Raw genomic sequence first — 24,426 nt, 5'->3', positions numbered from 1 at the left:
TATATTCGCATCATTTACCCATACACCCAATCCTGGATCGCAAATTTCAAACTCTGCACCTTGCCCAATAACCAAATCGCAGCCAGCGGCAGCCCCATAGGGCTAATCAAAAATGCCATGACCAAAAGGATCACACCGTTCTGCGGGGAATAGGTAAGCAGCACAGCCACGCCAAGCAGAGCAATTACAGTGCTGAGCAGGCCAAGCACTAAACCGGATATGTAGATCAGCCCCGTGCAGAGCCAGACAAAAAGCGTCAGCACCAAAATAACCGGCGCAGTTACGATCATCAGCAGGCATTTCAAAATCTTCATCCCAATTCCTCCTTCCAGCGATCCAGATATTGTTTGCACAGGGCATCTGCTTCTTTTACATCATCTTCTGTCAGCTCCCGTCTGCCTTTGGTCAGTTCAATCTCCAGATAAGTTCGGTAATCATCGGATAAGAGGTCAAACAGTTCCTTGGGAGTATGGCATACCTCGCCGGTGCAATAGTGAAAGTCCTGGTCAAACTCAACCCTTACACATCCATGACGGCTGATATAAACTTCGATGGTCTTATCTGCGGCCAGATAGTCCGCAAAAATCTCCAACACTTTTTCAAAGGTCAGCATCTGTTTTCACTCCTTTGCTACACTTTTATTCTACTCATATTATCCGGTATGGGCAGGCAAAAGACAAGGATACCGGCAAAAAGAAAAAGCGGAGGAAGGTGCGGCGAAGAAACGCCGTTCCTCCCTCCGCAAATGGAGTATCTATCCCTGTTATGAAAGTTTAGAAAGCTGGGTAAGGATTTCCTTCACGCCCTCCCATAACTGCTCCTGCCGCTGGGATATATCCTCCAAATCAGTATCATAAACCCGCCCGGTCTCATGCACTTTACGGGTCAGCTGATTCAAGTTGTTGCTGGAATATCGCATAAGAGAAACCAGTTCTTTCAGCTCCGGTAAATCCAGCTGCACCACATAGCCATCCACAGCCATCTTCCAAAGATAGGCACTCAGGTTTTCTGTCCCATATTGCTGCATCTTTTGATGGATCAGCTCCAGTTCCTCTGCGGACACCCAAAACAAAACCGGAACATCCCGCTTACGCTTTGCCATAGTTATCGCTCCGGCTCCCATTTCTTTGGGGCGGCAGGCTTATGGGCAGGCAGTTCCTGCTTGAGCTTATCCCGTACAGAGGGACGGGATGGTTGTATCTTTTCTCCCTGAGTACGGCTGCGCTGCTGTTCTTCTCGCACCAGATCAATAAATCCATCCAGCACAGCAGGGTGGCTGTTCAGGACATAACCACAACGGACAGTTTCGGGGTTCTCGTTGGGAATGGTCTTAGCCCATTCTTTGTTGTGTCGGGAGTAGCGCCCATCCCAGTCCTGAAGCTGGACGGTGTTAGCCAGAACCAGAGACACACGCTCCATGCCATAGGTCTCGATCACACCCTTTGCCGCATCGTGACTGAGATACATTCCGTCGAAGTGTTCTCGCACAGCTGCTTCAATAGCCTCCTTGCATTGTAGATTGGCATGATTGGAAGCCCGGTATTTCTCCAGCTCCCCATGTTCTTTTGCATAGGCGGCAGAATGGGGATAGACCGGCGTTGTTCGCAGTTCCTCTTTGGCTCTGCATACATCATCGGCACGGTTCTCAATGCTGTCCCTTATTACATCCATATAGCCGGTCTCCAGTTTTTCAAAATAGCGGTACACATCCGCCAGCGGAGAGGGAGATTCCAAAAGTGCCTGTGCTTGTTCGTCAGTCAGCTCCAGTTCCTCCATCGCCATCACGATGTCCTCACGGACGGTGTACTCATAGGTGTGATTCAGGATTTCTTCTGGGGGCTGGCTTTTCAGCCAGTCCCTGTACTTGTCCTGCTCGGCAGCCATCTTTTCATAAAGAGCCGTATTCAAATTGTTGGTATTCATGTTATCGTACCTCCTCATGCTGTTTTGGTTTCTTGTCGGTACTGCGGGGCGGCACCGGGCGTTTCAAATGATCCAATACCGAAGGCCGTGTGCTTTTGGCAACAACAGCTTCAGCGTGTGCCTGCCCCTTTCCGTCGATGTTGAGCAGGGTATCCAGCTCCACCAGACGGGCGTTTTTGCTTTTCAGTTCTTCTTCATAAAGGAATGGCTTTCCAACTTCCTCCTTTGCGGCGGCCTGCTGCTGATAGAGGTTATCCAGCTGGGCCTTTGCCGCCTCCAGACGCTGGGGCATCTGGGACAGGGCATTGTCGATACGGGTAAGGTTTCCGCGAGGGTCTGTACCAAGGGTTGCCCGGTGGGTCATCTGGCCTTTCAGCAGGAGCGTATATTCCTGTTTCCAGGCGGAAAATTCCACGGACATGGCATAGCCCCGGTAGCTGCCGTTCTGCACCGGATCGGAGGTTTTGACCTCCTTGCAGGCGTCCAAAAGGGCTGCACCGGCGTTCTCTTTATCGGTCAGCAGGTCGCCCCGGATCTCCATACCGGCAAAGCCGTCCTCCGGGTGCGGGTGAGCTGCCAAAACCTCCAGGTCGGATTCAAAGCCCTTGATAAAGCCCTTGTGCTTTTCAATCTCCTCCGGGAAATACTTCAGCAGCTGATCCTCCAAGCGGTACTGCTTACTCTGGTGGTCGGCTTTCATCAGCTTCAGGCGGGATACTTCAACATCCAAATCCATACGCTCTTTGATACGGGGGTCTCCGGCGCACAGAGCCTTGATCTCAGCAAAACTGAGGGCTGTTTCATCCACATCATCGCAGGAGCGCACCGGCGATTTAGAAGTCATGATCTGACTGATGAATTTCTGCTTATTCTCCACCGTCTGCCAGAGATATGCGTCGAAAGTCCCTTCGGTCACATAGCGGTACACATGGACAAGAGGGTTCTGGTTGCCCTGGCGCTCGATACGACCCTTACGCTGGGCAAGGTCTCCCGGCCTCCACGGGCAGTCCAGATCATGCAGCGCCACAAGGCGGTCCTGCACATTGGTGCCTGCCCCCATCTTGGCGGTGCTGCCCATAAGCACACGCACCTGACCGGTACGGACTTTAGAGAACAGCTCCTTCTTCCTTACTTCGGTGTTTGCTTCATGGATAAAAGTGATCTGGTCGGCAGGCATCCCCTGGGCAATGAGTTTCTGACGAATATCGTCATATACCGTAAAGGCCGGTTCCTGCTCCGGCAGGGGCACAGCGCCTTCCAGTGCATGAAGCAGTGGATTATCCAGCGTTTTCGCCGCCTTGCTTGCAGGGGCTTTTGCCTGCGGGGTAGAAATATCGCAGAACACCAGCTGGGTCAGCTTGTCAGCTTCGCCATCCCGCCAGATCTGCATGATGTTGTCCACACACTGATTGACCTTTGTGCCGGGTTCGTCCGGCAGCAGCTGGTTGACGATCCTCTGGTCCAGCCCCAGCTTGCGGCCATCCGAGGTAATCTTGAGCATATTGTCCTGGGACGGGTCAACGCTGCCGCTGTGGACCTTGGACGCGCGCTCGGAAAGGGCTTTGACCATTTCCTGCTGATGTTCGGTAGGCTGCGCCACGATATTGTGGTATTCCACTTCCGGGGTAGGAAGATTCAACTGGTCGGCGGTCTTGATGTCCGCCACCTCTTTGAATAGGTTCATCAGCTCCGGCAGATTAAAAAACTTGCTGAATCTCGTTCTTGCCCGGTAGCCGGTTCCCTCCGGTGCAAGCTCCAATGCTGTGACGGTCTCCCCAAATCGGGAAGCCCAGCAGTCGAAGTGGGTCATGTTCAGCTCTTGCAGGCGTTCATATTGAAGATAACGCTGCATGGTGTAAAGTTCATAAGGTAGGAAACGCCACGCCATACTTCCTTTCGTCAGCGGTCTTGGCGTAACCCCCTCCAGAACCGTGCTTACACCTCTCGATGTACACGACTCGCCATTTTTCATAGTCTAAGTGATTTTTGTCTTGCTTCTTCATAGCATTTTGGGCAGAGAGCCAGTGACTTCCGCCTTTTCTTCATCATCAGCGAATCAAATTCGTTATCGGCTTTTAAATCTTTCAGCCGCTTAACATGGTGCATATAAACTTTGACGGGGCTTGCCCCACACGCTTCGCATTTGCCGCTTTTTAAGCGTCCTGCAAGGCTGTTTGGCTTTATCCGTCTTCTAAACTGTGGCATGACATCCACAAATTCGGGGGCAATGTTTTTATTGCGCTTAAATCCCTCATGGTAAAACTCGCACCGTTTTATCCCGCTCTTTGTTTTGTAGTTTGCGCCGAAGTCCCCCTTTTCACTGCGGTACTTCTTGTACATTTTCATCACAGATGAATTATACTTTGCCGCAAGGGTTTTCAGGCAACTGCCACGCATGATTGAGTGGAATTTTCCCAGATTGCTCACGTTGATTGCTAATCTGTAATAATTGTACAATCCCCTGATTTCAGAATTGTATTTGCTGATGATTGCCACTTCGTCCAAAGGCATAAGATAGCCCCTGTGAAGCGGTTTCCAGATTTCCTTACTCTTTCCGTCTTTTCTGATTTTAAACGCTTCGTATTCATGCAGCTTCGCAATCCATTTCTCTTTTGGCATATAAAGCTGCACTTTCCCATACCACACCCGTTGCAGGCCTTTCTTTGCAACACGTTTTGCGTCCTGGCTTTTTGATACCCTGATGTCATAACCCAGATACCTCACTTTCTCGGAAGAATGCGTTATGTGCGTCTTTTCCTCCGACATTGTAAGGTTAAGGCTGTCTTTCAGGAAGACCCTGACTTTTTCTTTCATAACCTGCGCATCTTCTTTTGAACCTGTCACCGCAATTAGAAAATCATCGGCGTAACGGTTATATTGAAGCCTTTTGTAGCCGTCTTCCATTTCGTCCAGATGTGGCGTGGAAAGCAATACCTTTTGGGCTTCTTTAAATGCCTTTAGGTTTTCTTCCGTGTGCACCAGTTCCAGATTTTTCTTGGCTTTTCGGAACGCCCACCGCACTTTATCATGGTCTTTATGGACTTTGCGGTTTCTTGTTTCCCCTCTGTCAAAATCTGCTTTCATCTTCCCCATGAACTCATCAAGCTCATTCAGATAGATATTTGCAAGTATCGGACTGACGCCGGAGCCTTGCGGACTTCCAGAGTATGTTTCGTGGTATGTCCATTGCTCCATATATCCTGCCCGTAAAAACTTCCACATCAAGGAGATAAATGCTTCATCTTTAATACGCTTTCTTAATAACTGTATCGTGATGTGGTGGTCGAAGCTGTCAAAGCAAGCCTTTATATCCCCTTCAATTATCCACTTTGCTCCCGTAAACAGAGTTAATATTTCTTTCAGTGCCGTGTGGCAGCTTCTGTTCGTTCGGAAACCGTGGGAATTTTCAGAGAACGTAGGCTCATAAATTGCTTCCAATATCATGCGGACAACTTCCTGCAATAGCTTGTCATCCGTGGACGGAATGCCCAGCGGACGCTTTTTACTGCTGTTTTTCTTTGCAATATATACACGCCTTGCCGGGTTCGGCTGGTATGAGTGGTCACGCAGTTTCGCATTAGCTTCCCGATACGCTCCATGCTCATGCCATCAAGGGTAAGCCCATCTGCCCCAGCGGTCATGCTCCCCTGTGAGGTCGCAATCTTCTGGTAAGCGAGCAGATAGAACTCTGGGTTGTACAGATTTCGGTATAGCCTTTCAAACCTGTACGTTTTGTCTGTTGCTTTTTCACTTAAACTTTTCAATACATTTTCGGGACTTCTCATAATGCCTCACGCACCTTTCCTTATTATTTGTATTGAAGAAAAACTGTCTCCCTTCGCCATGTGGACGACTTTCCCGCCCTCGGACTACTACGGAGACTCTGTTGCCATAGCAGATATTCAGAACCAGCGTCCATAGCCGTAATCCGGCGTTCTGCCTTAGGCAATCCCCGTTTAGAACTGCAATAACATAAGCCTGCTATGATTTCGGATGTGACGTTCGCCGTTTTCCATTATCCTGTGGCTGGTTTGCTTAGGGTATCCAGTGGATACGTATGGCCGACCCATATCCACCAAAGCACATGCGGGTACAACTTCCCTACGCATGGAGTAACATTTTGCCCAACCTCCGGCTGTCATTCAGGCAGTCTAGCTTTCATCCTTATTCATAATTTTTCGCCACTGCCACGCTGGCACGGTGGAAGTTACCGTGCCCCGTGCCCTCCGACATGCTACGCTCCCCGTCTGGTTTCCCTTTCGGATAAGTCGGGTGACGATAGGGTGCGGATAATTCCGCTTTGATACCTTTCCCTATTACTTGCTCAAGGTAAGATTATTTACAGCCCCTTACGGGCGCACGGTCATGGAGTTGCTGACCGGTGTGCCGGTGGCAAAAATCACGCCACGGTTTCCGGTGATCTCATCCATATAACGGCACTTGGCAAACATATCGGAGGATTTCTGCGCGTCCGATGTGGATAACCCTGCCACATTCCGCATTTTTGTGTATAAAAACAGGTTCTTGTAGTTGTGGGCCTCGTCTACGAACAATCGGTCTACACCCAGCTGCTCAAAAGTTACCACATCGTCTTTTCGCCCCTCGGCTTGCAGCTTTTCCAGTCTTGCTTCCAGAGACTTACGGGTACGCTCCAGCTGCTTGACCGTGAAACGCTCGCCGCCGCTGGCCTGCACTTCCGCGATTCCCTCGGTGATCTCATCGATCTGCTCATAGAGAAGCCGCTCCTGACGCTCCCTGCTGATGGGGATACGCTCAAACTGGCTGTGTCCCATGATGATGGCGTCATAGTCCCCGGTAGCGATACGGGCGCAGAACTTCTTGCGGTTATGGGTCTCAAAGTCCTTTTTGGTGGTGACTAAGATTTTGGCAGAAGGATAGAGGCGCAGAAACTCCGACGCCCACTGCTCGGTCAGATGATTTGGCACTACAAAAAGGGATTTTTGGCACAGCCCCAGGCGTTTGGCTTCCATAGCAGCCGCCACCATCTCAAAGGTCTTGCCCGCACCCACCTCGTGTGCCAGCAGAGTGTTACCGCCATACAGCACATGGGCGATGGCGCTTTTCTGGTGTTCCCGCAGGGTAATGGCCGGGTTCATGCCGCCAAAAGTGATATGGCTGCCATCATACTCGCGGGGACGGGTGGAGTTCATTTCTTCGTTGTACTGGCGCACCAAAGTCTGGCGGCGGTCCGGGTCTCTCCAGATCCAATCCTTAAAGGCTTCCCGGATCGCCTGCTGTTTTTGAGCGGCCAGGGTAGTCTCCTTGGCGTTCAGCACGCGGCGCTCTTTTCCGTCTGCGTCCTCTATGGTGTCATAGATACGGACATCCCGCAGGTTCAAGCTGTCCTCCAAAATCTTGTAGGCATTGGCACGGCTGGTCCCGTAGGTGGTGTAAGCTGCCACATCGTTGTAGGATACAGAAGATTTCCCCTTGATCTGCCATTCAGCAGTAAAGGAGGAATAGTTGACCTCGATGCTGCGCTGGAGATAAAACGGGGTGTTGAAGGTCTCGTACATAAACTGCTGGATATATTCCTTGTCGATCCAGGTAGCACCCAGACGCACCTCGATTTCCGACGCATCCAGGTCTTTGGGCTGGGCGGCGGTAAGAGCTTCCACATTGACTGCAAAGGAAGGGTCCTGCTGTGCCGCCCGCTGCGCCTGACGCAGTTTGCGGCGTACATTGCCGGAAAGGTATTCATCGGCAGTCACATAATGGGGCGATCCGTCCTGCTCCAGCTGCCCCGGTACACGGAAGATCACGCCTTGCAGCTCTCCGGCCAGTTCTTCTTTTGCTTTTCCGGTAAGCAGGCTCATATAGCCCATATCCACGCAGGCTTTTTCCGAGATGGACACCGCCAGTGCTTCGCTTGCCGTATCCACGGCAGCCACCGCCTGATGGGGCTTGATGGTCCGTTTGGTAAACATATCCGCCTTGCGTTCCAGCTTTCCGTCCTCGTCGATGACTTCCAGCGCACAGAGCAGGTAATAGGAAGAATCGTCTGCATAGGCCAAGCGGTTTGCACGGTCATTGATGAGACCGTATCTGGCAGAAAAGCTGTCATAGAGCTGGTTCAGCTCCGCCTGCTTCTGGGTAATGGTGCTGTCCGGGACCGCTGCGTCCATCTGAAGGTCGATCAGCTCCTGCACACAATCCCGCAGTCCCACCAGCCCTTTCACACGGGCTTCGGCGGTGGCGTTGAGGTCAGGGCGCACCATGCGGCTGTTTTCCCGGTAGTACACCTGCCCGTCCACAATGGCATAGGAATAGTTCTTCACATCGGGGTCGGCAGGAATGGAGGTGTCAATGGCTTCGCCTTCGCCCAGCTCCGGCAGCTCTGCCTCCTGGTAAGTGCCATGAATATACTTCACCGCATCATGCAGCTGGTCGGAAAGCTCCAGCCCCTCGATGGGGTTCACGGTGTAGTCCATACCATGAGCGGTGCTTACCGGCTCCTGTCTGCCCAGCACCATTTCCGGGTGGTCGATAAAATATTGGTTGATGGCAAACCCATCCTCGGTCTGTCCGGTCTGCGTCCATTCCGGCACGATGTCCAGCGGGCGGTCCCTCTTGTGGAGGAAGATGATGTCCGATACCACCTCGGTACCGGCATTCTTTTTGAACGCGTCATTGGGCAGACGAATAGCTCCCAGCAGTTCGGCGCGCTGGGCAAGATAACGGCGCACGGTGGAGTCCTTAGCGTCCATAGTATAGCGGGAGGTCACAAAGGCCACCACGCCGCCGGGACGCACCTGATCCAGTGCCTTGGCGAAAAAGTAGTTGTGAATACTGAAATTCAGCTTGTTGTAGGCTTTGTCGTTGGCCTGATACTGGCCGAAAGGCACATTGCCGATGGCAAGGTCAAAGAAATCACGGCGGTCGGTGGTCTCAAAGCCGCCTACTGTGATGTCCGCCTTGGGATAGAGCTGCTTTGCGATACGTTCGGAAACCGGGTCCAGCTCCACACCGTACAGACGGCTGTTTCTCATTTCCTCCGGCAACATACCGAAGAAGTTGCCCACACCCATAGATGGCTCCAGGATATTTCCGGTCTCAAAGCCCATGCGCCCCACCGCTTCATAGATAGCCTGGATAACCGTAGGGCTGGTGTAGTGGGCGTTCAGGGTGGAGCTTCTGGCGGCTGCATATTCCTCCGGGGTCAGCAGCTCCTTTAGCTGGGCATATTCTGAAGCCCATGCCTGTTTCTCCGGGTCAAAGGCATCGGCAAGGCCGCCCCAGCCCACATAGCGGGAAAGGGCTTCCTGCTGTTCCGGCGTTGCCTGTCCGGTGGTTTCCTCCAGGTATTTCAGCAGCTTGATTGCTTCAATATTGGCCTGGAACTTGGCTTTCGAACCGCCTTCACCCAAATGCGCATCGGTAATACGGAAGTTCTGTGCATTGCGGAGCAGGTTTGCCTTGTATTCCTCATAAGAGGCTTCCTCGGCAGCTTTGGCATTGGGGAAGATCTGCCACTGGCCATCGATCTGAATGGAAACCGGGTGTTCGTCCAGCACTTCCTCAAAGGTTTTCTCCGGCTCTGTCACAGGGGCTGGCGGCTCCGGCTCATTGGTTCGCAGGGTCTGAACAACCACATCATAGGGCAGATTGTTCTTATCGCCCGGATAAACGGCTACGGTCTCGGAATGGAAGGCCGGGGCTTCGGCAGCCGGTTCGGGGCGTTCCTGTCCAAAACCGTCCAGCTGACGAGCATACATCCCACGCAGCAAAGGCGCAACCTCATCCCAGCGGAAATACAGCATAGCCAGACGCTTTTCCTCTGCGTCCAGGACTTCCAGCTCCATGCCCTGTGCCGTGGTACGGTAATCGGCAATATCGCCGGTCTCCAGATTCAGCGTCTCGATCTCACGGAGATAGTTTCTACTCAGCCAGTAGGCAATCTCACGGTTGCTCCTGCCGGATTGCAGCAGCGTGGAAAGCTGCTGTTTATCCGCTTCATCCATCAATCCATGGGCCAATACATCCCGCATGTCCTGATCTGCCTTGTCCGGGTCAATTGGAAGAAACTCGGTATAGTAGGCATTGCGGCGGTCTGCCCGAAGCAGCTGTTCAAACTGTTCTTTGCGTTCTGCACGGTAGATAGGATACACCATACCGGTGGGCAGAAGCTGTACGGTGTCATCCCGCAGCTCCGTGATCTGATAGGCGTCATCCTCGATATACACGGTATCGCCCACGGCATAGACCGGGGCGGCAGGGTCATAGGAGGTTCTTTGCGGAATGGGACTGCGAACAGCGTCATATTCCTCATCGGAAATGGAAACTTCGGAAGTCTGCTCTGTCCCGGCAGCTGCGCTCTGCTCTGCATCCGACATTACCCGCTGGATAAACGGGTCATTGTTCAGTTTTTCCGGGTCTGCCACCTGGCCGTTGACGATCCCTCTTTCCTCCAGGGCTTCTCGGATGGCGATAGGGTCGATGTTGTCAAATCGGTCCTGTTCTTCCTGGGTATAAAACCGGTCCTCCTGAATGAGCTGGGCAAGCCGGCGCTGTACCTTCGGCCAGGGCAGCTGCGTTCCTTCGGGGCTTTCCGGGCGAACCGAAAACGGGGTTTTGCCATCGCCACCGTCAAACTCATGAGCCAGCCATGCGGCGGTATCTTTTTCCCGCCCATGCTTTTCCATGTAACGGACAACGGCGTGTTTACTTTCGATTTTACTGGTCCAGTTCTGAATAGCCTTGTCGATGTCATTGTCCGAGAGAGGATGCAGCAACTCGTGGAGCTTGGAATAGGTTTCGTCGATCACTTCCCGGTGCAGTCGCTGGCGGAACTCCGGCACATCCGAATAGAGGCGGATCAGCTCCATATCCTTAGAACCAAGGACCGCACGACGCACAGCGGCATTGCCTTCGATGACAGCATTTTCACGGTCAGAATGGCCGCAGGCATTGCGGTATGCTACATCCTCGGAAATGGCGGCAGTTACCACAGGCTTATATTTCTCGTACTGTTCCCGAATTGTAGGGGGTGCGGTTGCCTTTGTATCCCGGAATACTCTGTTCCCGTCTGCACCAAACTCCGCTTCCTGAGCGTTGATGTGCTGTTCTGCTTCATGGTCGATAGAGGGCATGGAATATTCCTGACGCTCCTTGCCGCCCTCCGGGACAGCGGAAATGGTCACATCATGCTGATCACGCAGCCGTTCCACCATCTGTTCCAGCCGGTTTGCCGGGAACCCGCACATTTCCACACGGCCACCGCCCGGAATCGCACGGGTAGTGAGATTGATGTCCAGTTCCACAGCGGCTTCTCTGGCATCCTCACCGTACAGCTCAAAGAAATCGCCCATCTGATACAGGACCATATCATCCGGGTGGCGCTCCTTGACATCGTTATATTCCCATACAGCAGAATCCGGCTGTTGTGCTTGGATGGAATCTTCTTCTGCCAGTTCCTTTTCAGCCTGGACCTTGTCATACTGCGCCTGTTCCTGTTCAGTAAGATAGCGGCCTTTCTGGACAAGAGAGGTAATGCGCCTGGCAACCTTTTCCCAGTTCAGGTGAACATCCGGGCAGTCCTGCTTGGTATAGTGCAGTCCTTTTCCATCGTGATCTTCATTACTTCCCATAGCGCCGGACAGGGCATGAGAGCGTCCGCCCATGCCATACTCGTCTTTGAGGAATCTCACTTTTTCCTTATCCGTATGGTTTTCCATGAAGAACGCATAGATACGGCCTTTACCACCGGAGATACCGCTTCCTCTGGTCATGGCGGCGTCGATCTCATCCTCGGTAATGAAGTGCTGGACGGTTGGCACTTGGGAAAGGTCAGAAGTAAAAGTCCTGCGTGGCAGGTCAAGGTCCTTCAGGCTCTCCCAGATCTCCCTTGGTCTATGGTAGTGAAAACGCAACAGGTCACGATCCTGCTGATAGGCAGTCCAAAAGGCGGCGTATTCTTCCTTGAGGGTCTGGCGGAAAGCCGGGTCACTCAGCTGCTCGGCAAGCCATTCTGTTTCTGTCGGAAACCCATTGCGCTGGATACTCGACAGGCAGGAAAGATACCCGGTTTCTCTGGCATCCTCACTGAAATCGTGGTACAAATACCAAAGTTTTTCCGCAAGGAGATAGCGTTCATAGCCTGCCGCTTCTGCAAGCTCCACATTGGAGGCAAACTGGCCGCTCTCCAAAAGCTCCCCGATACGCTCTGCGGCGCTCTCCCAGGAAATTACCTGGGCAGACCTGTCATAACGGACAGACTTCCCGTGGGAAAGATGGATACCGTCCTCGGCATACCATGCGCTCACGCTGCCAAGGCCATTGCCGCCGTGGTACAGCGTTTTCAGTATCTCGGCAATCTCAGCGGTGGTTTTCTGCTTTTCAAAGACCGCAACCACACGCTCCCTCTGACGGTGTGTATTGCCGCCCAAACGCAGCACATGGTCGATGTCATTTTGGGCAAAAGAAAAAGCAGAGGATGTATGCGCTACATTCTCTGCTTCTTCTATGGATTGGATCTGTTCCGCTTCGGAGAGGAACAGGTTTAGGGTCAGCTGTTGATAAGTTCCGCCATCAGGATCTCCTCTGCCTGGGCTTTGCAGGTGTTCATCAGCCCCACCCACTTCATGGGATCGCTGGCTTTCAGTTCCTCTGTGGCTCCCGCTTCCTTCGCCATCTGGGGCATCATCTGCTCCAGTCTGTTCTGGGCGGTCTCGTCGATCTCCAGAAGGTGCGGGTACAACTTCTCGCTCAGCAACATCTGGTTGTAGAGGATGGGACGGTGTTCCTTCAGGTAGGTTTTCCTCATCCTGCCGTACTTGCCCAGTGGTTTCTCCGGCTGCTGGCTCAGCTTCAGGTCGGGAATCAGATAGTCTCCGTTCTGGATGTAGGTCATGGGATTGTTCATCTTGCTTGCTCCTTTCTTGGTTGGCTTCGCGCTCTGCATTTCGGACGGTAACGCCGATCTGCCGCAGCACCTGTTGGTTGATCTGGCTGACCGCTGTTCCCAGCGCCCCGATGGTGGACGGGGTGTTGAAATCAAAGATCGCCATGAAATCTTCGTGGTCAAAGTAGCGTTCCGGTTCCAGTCCGCAGCGGGACATCAAAGCGTAAGTGATGCTGACGGTGGCGGCTGCCTTAAACTGCACTCCGATGTTATACTCATCATATTCCTCCAAAAAGGAACCGTCAACGATATAGAAAAAGTCCTGCTGATGCTCCGTCCAGTATTCCTCAGCCAGTTTCCCGGCTACCTCGGTAAGCTGTCCGGCAAGGTCATCGCCGGAAACATCATAGGTACGCTCCAACATGGCCTGCACGGAATCCAGATGGCGCTCCTCCAGCTGCCACAGCCAGGGCGTGCGGGAATGTTCACGGGTTCCGGTGTCAGAAATATCAAAGACATAGCGCAGGCGGGGTCTGTCCCCGGAATCATCCACCAGCGCGATCCCCTTGGAACCGCGCCTTACATACCGGCCCATCTTTTCATTCCACAGGTCGTACTCTGCACAGGCGGTAGCGTCCGGGCGCTGGGCGTAGATCATCAGCTGCTCATGGAACGGGTACTTGTAAAGGCGGGAGGCAGTGGTAAGAAACCCTGCCCATTCCTGCCAGCTCCCCGTGAGCTGCGTTGCCACCTTGTCTGCCATCTGTGCATATAGTTCAGCTTTGGTTGGCATAGTGTTCTGTCCTCCTTTCGGTTTTTGGGTAAAAGAAAAGCAGGAAACCGAAATGATTTCCTGCTTGTTGCTTTATAGCTTCTTATACAATATTCTTCTTTTTCTTCGCTATAATAAATCCAATTATCATAAGCACATTCAAAACAAATACTACAACGCTGCCTTCAATTTTATAAATTCCACCAGATAGCAGTTGATTGCCACTGAATGTCATGTTAAGCAGATGCGGATAGTCCTCTGCAAGTGATACACCTCCCAAAATAATCGCTCCTACACTGTTCCAGAGAAAATGAATAATTATAGGTGCAATCAAGGAATTGGTATATTCCAAAACTGCCGTCATAAACAAACTCATTGTCAAAACATTCAAAACAGGGAAAATTCCTGCTTCAAAAGCACCTCCATGCGCAAAAGTAAACAGCATGGTAGACACAACAGTTGCCGCAACCACATTGTAGTTTCTCTTTATCATCTGATATAGGTAACCACGAACCAACATTTCCTGCATAATTGTGTTGATAAAGGCTGATAGTATCCAGAGCCAGAGCATAGAAATATGATTCGTATCTTCTATCCGTGCAGACCCGGTAAAAAGCAAAATACCAACAGATATACCTAACCAGCTTAATCCCACTATTCCTCCTAATATACCATTATAGACGGGGCGTTGTGTGAGATGTAACTTAGTTTTTTTATAATCTACAAACCAAAAAATGACGGTCATAACAACAATCGCTAAAAACGGTATTAGTTCTGCCAAGAACCTCCACAACGCTGCATTATCAATATCGGGAATCGGTATAACTGATGCGCAAATTGCCCATCCAACAAAGAAAATGATAGATTTTAATGATACTTCTATTAGCTTTTTCATATTTCTAAAACTCCTTGGTGCTTTCTAATTTACATAAAGTACATTATACATCATCTTGTCAAGGAGCTACATCCTTTTTGGTAAAACTCTACTTGAAAAATAGTAGAATAAATATCTTTCTGTCCCCTACAAAGAACAGCTTTAGGCTTACTGGTCAAAATCCGGGTACAGCTCCAGTTCTGCAAACTCCTCATCGGTCATCGTACAGAGCTTCGTAAGGGCGCTGTCGGTCAGCTCCCTCAGTTCTGTTTCCTCCGGCGAAAGCTCTCCGCGCATCTCACGCAGGCTGTCAATCAGTCCGGTGCGGCTGCCGGTATTGTAAATGCACATCAGGTTCATTTCCTCAAAAGTGAAGTTTTCCATAATCAAATCTCTCTTTCTGCACTCTTTTTGGGTGCTGTCTTTTTGTGTTCTGCTTTGGGCTGGCTTTTCAGCTGGTCCACAACAGATCTTTTCTTTTCCCGTTCCTCCCGATGGGCAGCGGCTGCCAAGTCCATCAGGGAAATGGGCTGACCGCTGCGGGCCTGCTGTTCCAGCTGCGCCATGGTCGGTTCCTTTGAACCATTATTGATGATGCCGTCGATCATTCCGTAATCGTCCTCCACGGCCATCTCTGCATTTTTCAGCGGATTTTCCGGCAAGAATCCGGGGATCTGGGTAAAACCAACGCTGTCGCAGTAATGACAGGATACCTTACCGTCCTGTTTAATCGCAACGATGTCGCTGACGCTCATGGAAGGATGGTGGTAGTCTGCCGGATGATCGTTGTTAAACTGATTATAAAGCTGTTCAACGGCAACCTGTGGAGACTTGCATGGCTCCAGCGGGGCAGTGTAGACCAAATCATAGTTTTCACGCTTTACCGCCTGCCCGATGGATCGGAGCCAGTCCAGCCCCTCATAACGAATGTCCCGCATTTCATCGGTATGCTTCACCTGATAGATGGCAAAGCAGTCTCTGTTCTGGGAGAGAAATGCCTGTTCTCGTTCCTGCTGATGTGCCTGACGCTCCATGACCTTTTCATGGAACTGAGGGCTTTTCTCCCATTCCTCACGGTCCACACCGAAAAGACCGCCATGCTCCATGATCTCCTGTGGGTCAAACACCATGCTCTCTGTATTGTCCTCATGCAGCACATAGACAGTCAAACCGGCGGCATCCAGTTCCAGCGCCCGTTCTCTGGTAACAGGGAGCATCCCATCATAGGAGTAGCCGTATTCCTGCATATCCGGTGTAGAAACCTGCTCATCCGGCATGGGGTATTCATCCAGAGCCTGCTCCTGTGCCTCCGGCAGCTGGGCAGAAGCGGTCATCTGACTGACCTCTGCCTGCATCTGCTGGTAGGCCGCTTCCTGCAAGGTCTCGATCATGGACAGGGGCGCGTGTCTGAGCGAAGTGCTGTCCTGATCGTTGTCATCACAAATCTGGAGAACTGCATTTTTGCGGGAAAGCTCCGGCATATCCAGCTGACCTCCATCCAGCTCTTTCATGGACGCAGCATCGTATAGGGTGTAGTCCCAGCCGCTGTCACAGGGCTGGATATGAAGATAGGTGGCGTCGTCGATTAGAAACAAAGCCTCCTGCTGGTTGGCGTCCGCCCCCAGCACCTCCATTTCCGGCATTGCCGCAGCCAGATCCTTTACCGCTTTTTGCACCAGAGGATTATCACGGTAATAGTCGATTGCCTGAATGGTGTCCAGGTCAATGGTCTGCCCGGTCAAAATCGGGAACGGTCCTTCATAGTCGCTTCCGTCTTTCAGCTCAAAGCCAATGCCTTTGATCCCGTTCATTCGCTCTGCCGGAATCTCCTGATAAATGCGGACCGCTTCCTCCAAAGACAGGTTATCGTGGTATTCTCCGAGGTTTGGAAACTCCATACACTCTGCTGCATAGTAGGTCAGAGTACCGGTCGGCTGTCTATCGGATACCTTAGCGGCATCTGCTGCCTGTTCTATCGGGGCGGTTTCCGGCTCTGCTTTTGCATTGGGGTCAATCCCACGCTCTTTGCAGATTTCCTTATAGTGACGATCAATATCAGAGATCAAAGTGCCGGAGGTCTTGTTGATGGTCTCCAAACTGGCTCTCAGCTCTTTCAGTTCCTTGCCCTGACTCCAGCTGGCAATATAGCCGAAGCTGTTTTCTCCGGTCTCAATCCCAAAATATTTGCAGACCGCATAGGAGATGCTTTCAGCCTCCACTTCCTCCGTGTGGCGGTCTTTCTTTTGTTCCTGCAAAAACTGAGCGATGGTAGAAAAGCCACCGACAAAATTCAGCCCTTCTTCCTCGGTCAACCGAAGATACCCTTCTTTTGAAAGGTCTAAGGGTTCTGCCAGTATCACAGAGCCTGCATGGTTTACACCAACTCGGTCCTCCACATAAATCGGATCGCCAGGGTCATAGTCAGAACCGCGCAGGTCATAGCAGTAAACACCCTCCGGCAAAGTATCACGGGCAATCCGCCCATTGGAGAACAGACCGGGTTTATCAAACAGCTCGATCTCCTGATACTTCTCGTCATTGGCAATCTGAACCTTATTCTGATTGTGGAGCTTGCTGTGGGCAATCTCGTGGACTGTGGCCGAAACCGTCTGCACCTCGCTCATACCATGGCGAATGGCGATTTTCTGATGTTCGGCAGAAAAATAGCCGTCCGTATCAGCGGCCATTGCTTCAAAAGTGATCGGCACCGGCGCACTGCGGCGCAGGGCTTCCATGAATGCCTCATAATTTGGCACATTGCCGGAAAGGGAGGAGGCAAGCTCCGGCAAAGTTTTCCCGTCGGTCTGGCTCACATCAAAGACCTTGACCGGGCGGAACATAGGGATCTCGATTTCTTTTTCCTCTGTAACGATCTTTCCGTCCTGATCCAGAATCGGAGCCTTGGTATCCGGGTCCAGCTTCTGCTCCTCGATTTTCTTCTTGTACGGTGTGGGGGCAATGATGGTAATGCCATGCTCGCCCTTTTTTACATGACGCTCAAACTGGTCTTTCCACTTATTGTATCCGGCTACCAGTGTGGCGTCCGGCTTCTGCATATAGATGAGCATGGTGTTGTTTACCGAATAGCGGTGGAAGCGGGACATAACGGACAGATAGCGCATATACTTTTCACTCTCGAACAGTTCCTTGATGCCCTGCTCGATGCCGTCCGTGATTTCCCTTAGCCGCTCTCGGTTGGTGGGTTTGTTCTCAGCCATGATTTTCAATCTCCTTTCCAAGTGTGTGATTTCTGCTGTGTATTCTGCAATCCATGCCTTTTGTTCTTCTTCACTTTCATAAAGAAAAAGATCTAGCAGGTACTCTACATAGGTTTTCTTCTGGATTGCTTCCACAAAGCGGGGGTGCGGTTCTTCCTCCGGCGTCCGGGGAGAATTGTTGATCTCCCATTTTTTCAGCAGATAATAATAATCGGACAGTATGCGATAACACCGCTGCCGGTCCTCCCGAAACTGCTGTGCCTCGGTTTTCTGCCGGACATACCTCCTGCGGGGAGGGGCCTGACTGTCATAGATCAGGCCAAAGTCCTGTGTCAGTTTCTCCGCCGCTTCTTTTGGGGAGAGGTCAAAGAGCTTTGCAGTAAAGTCGATCACATCCCCATCTGCACCGCAGCCAAAGCAGTGGAACCGCTGGTCTACCTTCATGCTGGGGTTCTTATCATCGTGGAAGGGACAGCAGGCCATGCCATTTCGACTGACCTTTATCCCGTAAAACTCTGCTGCTTCTCTGGTGCTGACCGACTGCTTGACCGCTTCAAATACATTCTCTGCCATGCGCCTTTAACTGCTGGACTTTCTCACAGGGGGCTGGTATCCGGCAGCTTTGGCCCATTCACTTGCGGCTTTGCGGCGTTCTGCGCTGTATGGCTCCCTGACTGATACACACCGCTTGGGGACGATAAAGTTATGGGCGTCCTTTCGGGTGATCTGGTCGGGGTGCTTTTTTGCCAGCAGTTCCAGCTTCTCCATCAAGCGGGGATCGTGGGTGTAGACCTCAGCCATTGGCTCCGCCTGGTTATAGAGGAGAATGGTTTCCCGTTCCACTAAAGAGAGCTTCATCGGCTGCCTCCTTTCCGCTGGTCAAATTCCAGCTTGAAGTTGGCGTACTGTCCATCGTCCTCCAAAACCACAGTGGCATCGTAGCTCTTGCCGGTTTTCTCCGAATATAGCCCCGTCACACGGACACGGCCATCGTTCAGCAGCGCAGACACCACCGCCTTGGTCGGCTGCTTTTTCTTGGCAGCCCACCATTTGTTGTTTTTCCAGATTGCAAATTTGCAATCTTTGCTCTGACAGAAGAAGCCTTTTTGCAATTCTGCAACTTCACCGCCGCAGCGGGGGCATTTACCCACCACCTCATGGGGCGGGGCAAACAGGTACTCGGCTCCCTTGATGACCTGATAAGTCCCCACCAGATCTTTCAACATGGCGCTGATCCCGTCCAGAAACTCCTCCGGGGCAAGCTGCCCACGCTCGATCTCACCCAGTCGGTACTCCCACTCGGCAGTCAGAAGCGGCGATTGCAGCTGTTCCGGCAGGACTGTGATCAGGGAGACTGCATCGTGGGAATGAAGGAGCTGCACCGTTTTTCTGCTCTTTTTTCGTTCCAGAAAACCGGCAGATACCAGCTTTTCCAAAATACCGGCACGGGTGGCCGGTGTACCCAGACCTTTTCGCTCAGCGTCCTCCGGCATATCCTCTTTTCCGGCAGTCTCCATCGCGGACAATAGGGTGTCCTCCGTAAAGTGCTGAGGAGGACTACTTTTGCCTTCTTTGACGATTGCCGCAGAAACGGAAAGGGACTGTCCCTCGGTCAGCTCCGGCAGGGCTTTCTCTGCGTCCTCTTTTTTCGGCTCTGCATCCTTCATTTTGGCACGGTAAGCGTCCTCCAGTGCTTTCCAGCCGGGGTGTTTTACGGTTTTTCCTTTGGCGGTAAACTCCCCACCCGCACAAGCGGCAATCACAACCGTTTCCGAATAGATATGGGGCTGGGCTACGGCGCACAGCAGACGCAGGGCCACCAGCTCCAGCACCGCCTTTTCTCCCGCAGGAAGGGCAGAAAGGTCTGCATCCTTGAGATTTCTGGTAGGGATTACTGCGTGGTGGTCGGTTACTTTCTTATCGTTGATGACCGCATGGGGGTCACAGGTAATGGCGATCCCTTTACGAAACGGCATGGCGTTGGCAACCAGATTTACCAGCACCGGCAGGCTGTCTGCCATATCACCGGTCAGATAGCGGCTGTCAGTACGGGGATAGGTGCAGAGCTTCTTTTCATACAATGCCTGAAGATAATCTAAAGTCTGTTGGGCCGTATATCCCAGCAGACGGTTGGCATCCCTTTGCAGGGTGGTCAGGTCATAGAGGGCAGGCGGCTTTTCGGCCCTTTCCTTGCACTCCACCTTTTTGATTGTGACAGCTGCGCCCTGGCAGGCTTCTTTCAGCTGCTGGGCAGCGGCCTGATCTGCCATAAGCTCCCCGGATACGGTAAGACCGGGCAGCTCCAGCGCCACGGTATAAAAGGGGATCGGCTTAAAGGTGTCGATCTCAGCTTCCCTCTGGACAATGAGCGCCAGTGTCGGGGACATCACGCGCCCGATGTTGAGGGTGCGGTGGTACAGCACGGAAAAAAGCCTTGTGGCATTGATCCCCACCAGCCAGTCGGCCTTGGCACGGCAGAGGGCAGCATCCCGAAGTCCGTCATAGTCCGCACCGGGGCGCAGGTTTGTAAAGCCCTCCCTTATGGCGGAGTCCTCCATCGAAGAAATCCAGAGGCGTTTCATGGGCTTTTGGCAGCCTGCCAGCTCATAGACGCTGCGGAAGATCAGCTCGCCTTCGCGCCCGGCATCACAGGCATTTACCACCTCCGTCACATCCGGGGCGTTCATCAGCTTTTTGAGAATATCAAACTGTTTTTTCTTATCCTTTCCCACTACCATCTGCCAATGTTCCGGCAGGATAGGCAGGTCATCATATCGCCACTTGGCGTATTTGGGGTCATAACTGTCTGCATCCGCAAGATCGGCCAGATGGCCCACGCACCAGCTGACACGCCAGCCGTTGCCCTCCAGATACCCGTCCTTACGGGCAGTTGCGCCGATCACCGCAGCCAAACTCTGGGCAACCGACGGTTTTTCAGCGATTACCAGCTTATATCTCATCATCTTCATCCTCCCATTCTTCCAGCACAGGCGTGTGCAGTTTTTTCTCTATGCTGTTTTCCTCATCCAGCAGCAGGTTATAACCGAACCGGTAGTCATAGCGGTACAGTTTCCCCAGCAGGTCATTGATGATGATGCGGCAAGCCAAAATGACACGGGTTTTATCCACCTGCATCAGCTGGTAGCGTTGATAATTGCTGTAATATTCTTCATGGCGGTGGGTATTGCGGACGGTATCTTCAAGCAAAATATCTACTGCGTCCTGACAACCATCTTCTTTTTCCCCTTCCATGCAGTTCAGAAGTTCCATCATCATGGGAAAGCTCTGTTCATCCATAGGGGCCTCAGCTGCAAGATAACCGATCAGGGCAGATAAGAGCAGACGGGCTGCTGTCTGTTCCCGGTCCGTCAAAACAGCCATCGTTTTCTCCGCATTTGGCAGGATCTTTTCTTCCACAAAATCTGCCGCATCGCCGGAATAAAGCTGACGAATGGAATCTATGGATAATGAAACTGTCATGGCATTCTGGTTCATGTCGTGCCTCCTTTGGCATCATAAAAGGCGGCCTTTACCAGCTGCCTGCGTGCATATCGTGATTGACCAGTGAAGTGTAGTGGTTATTCATGGTGGTAGGCGCATTGAACAGCACCGCAAGCAGGTACTGCTTGATGTTGCGTACCTGGGTGGTGTTCTTTTGCAGACAGTCCATGACAAACTCGATGTGGGAGCTGTCCAGCTTCAAAAAGCGGGAACGCACGATCTCGTGAGGGAAGTCTGCCCCAGAGATCCGGGTGGTCTTTCGTTTGGCACAGACCGTTTCTACCAACAGCTCTACGATCTCGTTCAGGTCATCCTGGTAGAGAGGATAACGCCGCTTCAGACAGTCATACTCGATATTCTCCAAAATCAACTCCCGATAATTTTCTATCTCTGTGACAGACATCGCATCCCTTCCTTTCCGTTCCGGCGGTCTTGCCGCCGCTGTTTCCCGGAAGGGAATGGAATCGGTACTTGATCCATAAGTAATTGTTTTTTCTGTATTTGATTTCTCTATATTTAATTCTGCGGGCTTTTCCGTATCCGGTTTTACCATATCCGGGTTTTCCGTATCTGGTGAAGCCGTATCCGGCTGAGACAGATCTGGCTGTGGTTGTTCATAGATGACATACTCGGTATCTGTGATCCGCCCGCTTTTATCGCGTTTCTGATGGCGCACGATATATCCGGCCCGTTCCAGTTCCCGCAGGGCAGCGCCGATGGCGTCCACGCCCTCCTTACAGATCGTTGCAAGGCCACGGGTGGTGTAATTCCAATCCTCCGGCAAAGACAGCATCATGGATAACAGCCCCTTGGCTTTTAACGACAGGTTTGCATTTCGTAAATGATGATTGCTCATCACGGTATAATCACGGGTCCGTTCAATGCAAAAAACGGCCATCGACCTCACTCCTTCCGAATTTTGGGTACAAAAAAACCGCAATCCTCATTTCAAAGAATTGCGGTGTTCAACGCTTTTCAAATTTTCTCGCATAGAACCAAAACAGCGGCTTTTGGGGACGCGCCCCTGTAAATGGTTCCTCCTGGGCGAAAGGAAGTGTTTGCATCACGCAGTCAATATCTGTTGAATCCATGTCATGCTGGGATCTGCAATCTTCCCGGATTGCTTCTTGAATTTCCTTTACCGTACACATAGTCATTCCTTTCGTTGTATGGGTTTATGAGCGGCGGCGTTTTCCCGGTTTGAAATCGAGGATATGTCCCTCGATCACACGAGCGTAACGCTTGATCTTGATCTCCCGGCGCTGCTGGCTTTGCAGGGCGGCCTGATACCCGTCCTCAGTCAAAAACAGCCGCATTTCCTCTCCGGGGCTGCCATAAGCGGTGTCGGAACGCAGGACGGGAAACTCGATCATCCAGCGAGTACTATCCCAAAACCTCTCTACGGCGAGAATGTTGTGTCCTTTCAGCTCACGGGCTGAAATATCCCTCATAGGCGGCTCCTTTCATCGTTCCTGGTCTCTCTGACGCTTTTTCTGCCATGCCTCCAACAGCTTGATGATGGTTTCCTGCATCCGTTGGGGCGTATAGCTTTTGGGAAAATACTTCCGCAAAGTGTCGGAGGTAAATGTCACTCGATCCAGATCGCTTTTCTTTTCCTCACCCATGATGACACGCATCATATCAAGGGTCAGATGTCCCTCCTGGCTGTATTTCTTGAGCCGCTGGGCTTGGGAAAGGGAAGGGGTAGCCTGTTCGCTGTCCATCGCATCCAGCAGATCTACCTGTTCTTCTTTTTTGAGAAAGGACAGCTCATAGGCTGGGTTCAGAGCAATCTTCTTTTCATCCACCATATCCATCAATTCAGGAATCAGCTCTGTCAGACGGATAAATCTCTTAATCTGTGATTTGCTATCTGGAATGTTCTCCGCGATTTTTTCTGCTGCAGTCAACTTCGGCCCAACTTGGGCCGAAGTTAAATCCGTCCTGGCTCCTTGGTGCTTAATGGCATCCAGCTTCATTTTATAAGCAAAGGCCCTTTCGCTTGGGAGCAGGCTTTCGCGTTGCAGATTGCTGTCAACCATAATGATTGTGGCGGCATCATCATCCAAATCCCGAACAATGACTGGCATAGTCTCCTTTTCTGCCAGTTCACTGGCTCTGTGCCGCCTGTGTCCAGCTACCAGCTCATAACCACCCTCCGGGTCCGGTCGGGCAATCGCCGGAACCAGAACGCCATACTGCTTGATACTGTCGGCAGTCTCCATCATGGCTTCGTCATCCTTGACTTTGAATGGGTGGTTCTTAAACGGATGCAGTTCGGACAAGGGAATTTCCTGAATCTTTTCCAGCTTTGCATCCTGGCGGCCTTCTTCGGTGGAAAACAGATCATCTACCGAGGCCAGCTCTATTTTTTTCGCGCTGCTTTTCAAGTTTCAACACCTCCTTCGTCAGATTTTTGTAGCCCTCAGCCACCTTGCCACTGGGATCATGGGCAAAAATACTTTTCCCCTCGGCGCTGATTTCCTTTGCCCGGACAGAATGTGGGATCTCTGTGCCAAATACCTTGATCTTACTGCCATAGGTCTCCCGCAGGAGCGCGGAGATCTCTTTGGCAAAGTTGGTTCGGCTGTCCACCATCGTCAGCAGGATACCGTCTATCTGGAGCTTGGGATTGATCTGCCGCTTTACCTTGTTTACCGTAGAGAGCAGCTGTTCCAGTCCTTTGGCGGGCAGGTACTCCGCCTGAACGGGAATGATGATCCTGTTCGCAGCGGCCAGCGCATTGACCGTAAGCATACCCAGAGAGGGCTGGCAGTCGATGAGGATATGGGAGTATTGCCCCTTCAGCGTGTCCAGATATTGCCGTAAGATGGTCTCACGACTCATGGCATTTACCAGGGATACTTCCATACCAGATAGCTGGATGTCCGCAGGCATTAGATCTACACCCTCTGGGTGGTGCAGGATACCCTCGCCGGGACGAAGTGGCTCGTCCATTAGGATACGCCCCATAGCGTCCGACAGCGTAAAGGGCAGCTTGTCCGGCTGGGGATTGCCCAGGCTGATCGTCAGACTTCCTTGTGGGTCTCCGTCGATCAGCAGGACTTTCTTTCCGGCCTGCGCCAAGCCGATTCCAAGATTGGCACAGGTAGTGGTTTTGCCAACGTTATGCGAAGCTTCGCATAACGTTGGTTATGAAAAGTAAGTTATTATGCAAAGTGGAGCCCACACTTTGTTGATTATATAAAGTGTACGGGCTCTTTAGACTTTGCATAATTCGGAAGAACTCCTTACAGCGATTTCAACCAATCAAGAA

At 51.9% G+C, this 24,426-nt stretch carries 16 protein-coding genes and 5 pseudogenes; 1 reads left to right on the top strand and 20 read right to left on the bottom strand.

Going from position 1 to position 24,426, the window contains the following annotated elements; all coding sequences use genetic code 11:
* Positions 1-14 precede the first annotated feature (14 nt).
* The 9 genes and pseudogenes from FYJ45_RS13730 to FYJ45_RS30690 all read right to left on the bottom strand — a co-directional run bounded on the left by FYJ45_RS13730 (position 15) and on the right by FYJ45_RS30690 (position 12,793).
* Positions 15-314 (bottom strand): CD1845 family protein, encoded by a 300-nt coding sequence (locus FYJ45_RS13730; protein WP_117566188.1) that lies wholly within the window; start codon positions 312-314, stop codon positions 15-17.
* Positions 311-613, bottom strand: a complete 303-nt coding sequence (locus tag FYJ45_RS13725) for a hypothetical protein (protein WP_154465088.1) — start codon at positions 611-613, stop codon at positions 311-313. The genes FYJ45_RS13730 and FYJ45_RS13725 overlap by 4 nt, the downstream gene beginning before the upstream one ends.
* A gap of 150 nt (positions 614-763) precedes the next feature.
* A complete protein-coding gene (locus FYJ45_RS13720) occupies positions 764-1,102 on the bottom strand; it encodes a plasmid mobilization protein (protein ID WP_154465086.1) in 339 nt (112 codons plus the stop codon).
* A gap of 2 nt (positions 1,103-1,104) precedes the next feature.
* Complete coding sequence (locus tag FYJ45_RS13715) at positions 1,105-1,923, bottom strand: DUF3849 domain-containing protein (protein WP_154465084.1); 819 nt, start codon at positions 1,921-1,923, stop codon at positions 1,105-1,107.
* Position 1,924: 1 nt separating this feature from the next.
* A pseudogene (locus FYJ45_RS13710) lies at positions 1,925-3,787 on the bottom strand (SNF2-related protein); the annotation flags it as partial.
* 104 nt (positions 3,788-3,891) lie between these two features.
* Positions 3,892-5,708: pseudogene (locus FYJ45_RS13705) on the bottom strand (reverse transcriptase domain-containing protein).
* A gap of 576 nt (positions 5,709-6,284) precedes the next feature.
* Positions 6,285-10,586, bottom strand: a pseudogene (locus FYJ45_RS13700) (DEAD/DEAH box helicase family protein); the annotation flags it as partial.
* A gap of 555 nt (positions 10,587-11,141) precedes the next feature.
* A pseudogene (locus FYJ45_RS33420) lies at positions 11,142-11,252 on the bottom strand (MutS N-terminal domain-containing protein); the annotation flags it as partial.
* 1,196 nt (positions 11,253-12,448) lie between these two features.
* A complete protein-coding gene (locus FYJ45_RS30690) occupies positions 12,449-12,793 on the bottom strand; it encodes a TnpV protein (RefSeq protein WP_456298383.1) in 345 nt (114 codons plus the stop codon).
* Here FYJ45_RS30690 and FYJ45_RS30685 point away from each other — a divergent pair.
* Positions 12,792-13,559 (top strand): hypothetical protein, encoded by a 768-nt coding sequence (locus tag FYJ45_RS30685; protein ID WP_235930800.1) that lies wholly within the window; start codon positions 12,792-12,794, stop codon positions 13,557-13,559. The genes FYJ45_RS30690 and FYJ45_RS30685 overlap by 2 nt on opposite strands.
* Before the next feature lie 100 nt (positions 13,560-13,659).
* Here FYJ45_RS30685 and FYJ45_RS13695 read toward each other — a convergent pair whose 3' ends face one another.
* From FYJ45_RS13695 to FYJ45_RS13645, 11 genes and pseudogenes are all read right to left on the bottom strand, one after another.
* Positions 13,660-14,451 carry a CPBP family intramembrane glutamic endopeptidase gene (locus tag FYJ45_RS13695; RefSeq protein ID WP_154465080.1) on the bottom strand — a complete coding sequence of 264 codons (792 nt, stop codon included), beginning with the start codon at positions 14,449-14,451 and terminating at the stop codon, positions 13,660-13,662.
* Positions 14,452-14,598: 147 nt separating this feature from the next.
* Positions 14,599-14,814, bottom strand: a complete 216-nt coding sequence (locus FYJ45_RS13690; protein WP_154465078.1) for a transposon-transfer assisting family protein — start codon at positions 14,812-14,814, stop codon at positions 14,599-14,601.
* 2 nt (positions 14,815-14,816) lie between these two features.
* Positions 14,817-18,221 carry an LPD28 domain-containing protein gene (locus tag FYJ45_RS13685; protein WP_154465076.1) on the bottom strand — a complete coding sequence of 1,135 codons (3,405 nt, stop codon included), beginning with the start codon at positions 18,219-18,221 and terminating at the stop codon, positions 14,817-14,819.
* Positions 18,222-18,227: 6 nt separating this feature from the next.
* Complete coding sequence (locus FYJ45_RS13680) at positions 18,228-18,506, bottom strand: immunoglobulin (protein ID WP_154465074.1); 279 nt, start codon at positions 18,504-18,506, stop codon at positions 18,228-18,230.
* The gene (locus FYJ45_RS13675) at positions 18,503-20,611 is read right to left on the bottom strand and encodes a type IA DNA topoisomerase (protein ID WP_154465072.1); all 2,109 of its coding nucleotides are present in this window, start codon (positions 20,609-20,611) and stop codon (positions 18,503-18,505) included. The genes FYJ45_RS13680 and FYJ45_RS13675 overlap by 4 nt, the downstream gene beginning before the upstream one ends.
* The gene (locus FYJ45_RS13670; protein ID WP_456298382.1) at positions 20,598-21,143 is read right to left on the bottom strand and encodes a conjugal transfer protein TraG; all 546 of its coding nucleotides are present in this window, start codon (positions 21,141-21,143) and stop codon (positions 20,598-20,600) included. Before FYJ45_RS13670 ends, FYJ45_RS13675 begins: the two co-directional genes overlap by 14 nt.
* 34 nt (positions 21,144-21,177) lie before the next feature.
* Entirely contained in the window at positions 21,178-22,047 is an 870-nt protein-coding gene (locus tag FYJ45_RS13665) for a DUF6017 domain-containing protein (protein WP_154465070.1), read from the bottom strand.
* 67 nt (positions 22,048-22,114) lie between these two features.
* A complete protein-coding gene (locus FYJ45_RS13660; protein WP_456298381.1) occupies positions 22,115-22,306 on the bottom strand; it encodes a hypothetical protein in 192 nt (63 codons plus the stop codon).
* A gap of 18 nt (positions 22,307-22,324) precedes the next feature.
* Positions 22,325-22,600, bottom strand: a complete 276-nt coding sequence (locus FYJ45_RS13655; RefSeq protein ID WP_154465066.1) for a DUF5720 family protein — start codon at positions 22,598-22,600, stop codon at positions 22,325-22,327.
* A gap of 12 nt (positions 22,601-22,612) precedes the next feature.
* Entirely contained in the window at positions 22,613-23,539 is a 927-nt protein-coding gene (locus tag FYJ45_RS13650) for a ParB/RepB/Spo0J family partition protein (RefSeq protein ID WP_154465064.1), read from the bottom strand.
* A pseudogene (locus FYJ45_RS13645) lies at positions 23,496-24,275 on the bottom strand (ParA family protein); the annotation flags it as partial. The gene FYJ45_RS13650 and the pseudogene FYJ45_RS13645, both read right to left, overlap by 44 nt.
* Positions 24,276-24,426 lie beyond the last annotated feature (151 nt).

It is taken from the genome of Eisenbergiella porci (assembly GCF_009696275.1).
GTDB classification, from domain to species: Bacteria; Bacillota; Clostridia; order Lachnospirales; family Lachnospiraceae; genus Eisenbergiella; species Eisenbergiella porci.
The sequence above is the reverse complement of the archived record's forward strand: the minus strand, read 5'-3'. Positions and strand labels throughout refer to the sequence as shown.

Bases quoted from the DNA above. Each gene is read 5' to 3' on its own strand.
- FYJ45_RS30685 (WP_235930800.1), top strand. From the start codon at position 12,792: ATGGGATTGTTCATCTTGCTTGCTCCTTTCTTGGTTGGCTTCGCGCTC.
- FYJ45_RS13690 (WP_154465078.1), bottom strand. From the start codon at position 14,814: ATGGAAAACTTCACTTTTGAGGAAATGAACCTGATGTGCATTTACAAT.
- FYJ45_RS13680 (WP_154465074.1), bottom strand. From the start codon at position 18,506: ATGAAGCTCTCTTTAGTGGAACGGGAAACCATTCTCCTCTATAACCAG.
- FYJ45_RS13675 (WP_154465072.1), bottom strand. From the start codon at position 20,611: ATGATGAGATATAAGCTGGTAATCGCTGAAAAACCGTCGGTTGCCCAG.
- FYJ45_RS13725 (WP_154465088.1), bottom strand. From the start codon at position 613: ATGCTGACCTTTGAAAAAGTGTTGGAGATTTTTGCGGACTATCTGGCC.
- FYJ45_RS13715 (WP_154465084.1), bottom strand. From the start codon at position 1,923: ATGAATACCAACAATTTGAATACGGCTCTTTATGAAAAGATGGCTGCC.
- FYJ45_RS13695 (WP_154465080.1), bottom strand. From the start codon at position 14,451: ATGAAAAAGCTAATAGAAGTATCATTAAAATCTATCATTTTCTTTGTT.
- FYJ45_RS13720 (WP_154465086.1), bottom strand. From the start codon at position 1,102: ATGGCAAAGCGTAAGCGGGATGTTCCGGTTTTGTTTTGGGTGTCCGCA.
- FYJ45_RS30690 (WP_456298383.1), bottom strand. From the start codon at position 12,793: ATGACCTACATCCAGAACGGAGACTATCTGATTCCCGACCTGAAGCTG.
- FYJ45_RS13660 (WP_456298381.1), bottom strand. From the start codon at position 22,306: ATGACTATGTGTACGGTAAAGGAAATTCAAGAAGCAATCCGGGAAGAT.
- FYJ45_RS13730 (WP_117566188.1), bottom strand. From the start codon at position 314: ATGAAGATTTTGAAATGCCTGCTGATGATCGTAACTGCGCCGGTTATT.
- FYJ45_RS13685 (WP_154465076.1), bottom strand. From the start codon at position 18,221: ATGGCAGAGAATGTATTTGAAGCGGTCAAGCAGTCGGTCAGCACCAGA.
- FYJ45_RS13665 (WP_154465070.1), bottom strand. From the start codon at position 22,047: ATGGCCGTTTTTTGCATTGAACGGACCCGTGATTATACCGTGATGAGC.
- FYJ45_RS13655 (WP_154465066.1), bottom strand. From the start codon at position 22,600: ATGAGGGATATTTCAGCCCGTGAGCTGAAAGGACACAACATTCTCGCC.
- FYJ45_RS13670 (WP_456298382.1), bottom strand. From the start codon at position 21,143: ATGAACCAGAATGCCATGACAGTTTCATTATCCATAGATTCCATTCGT.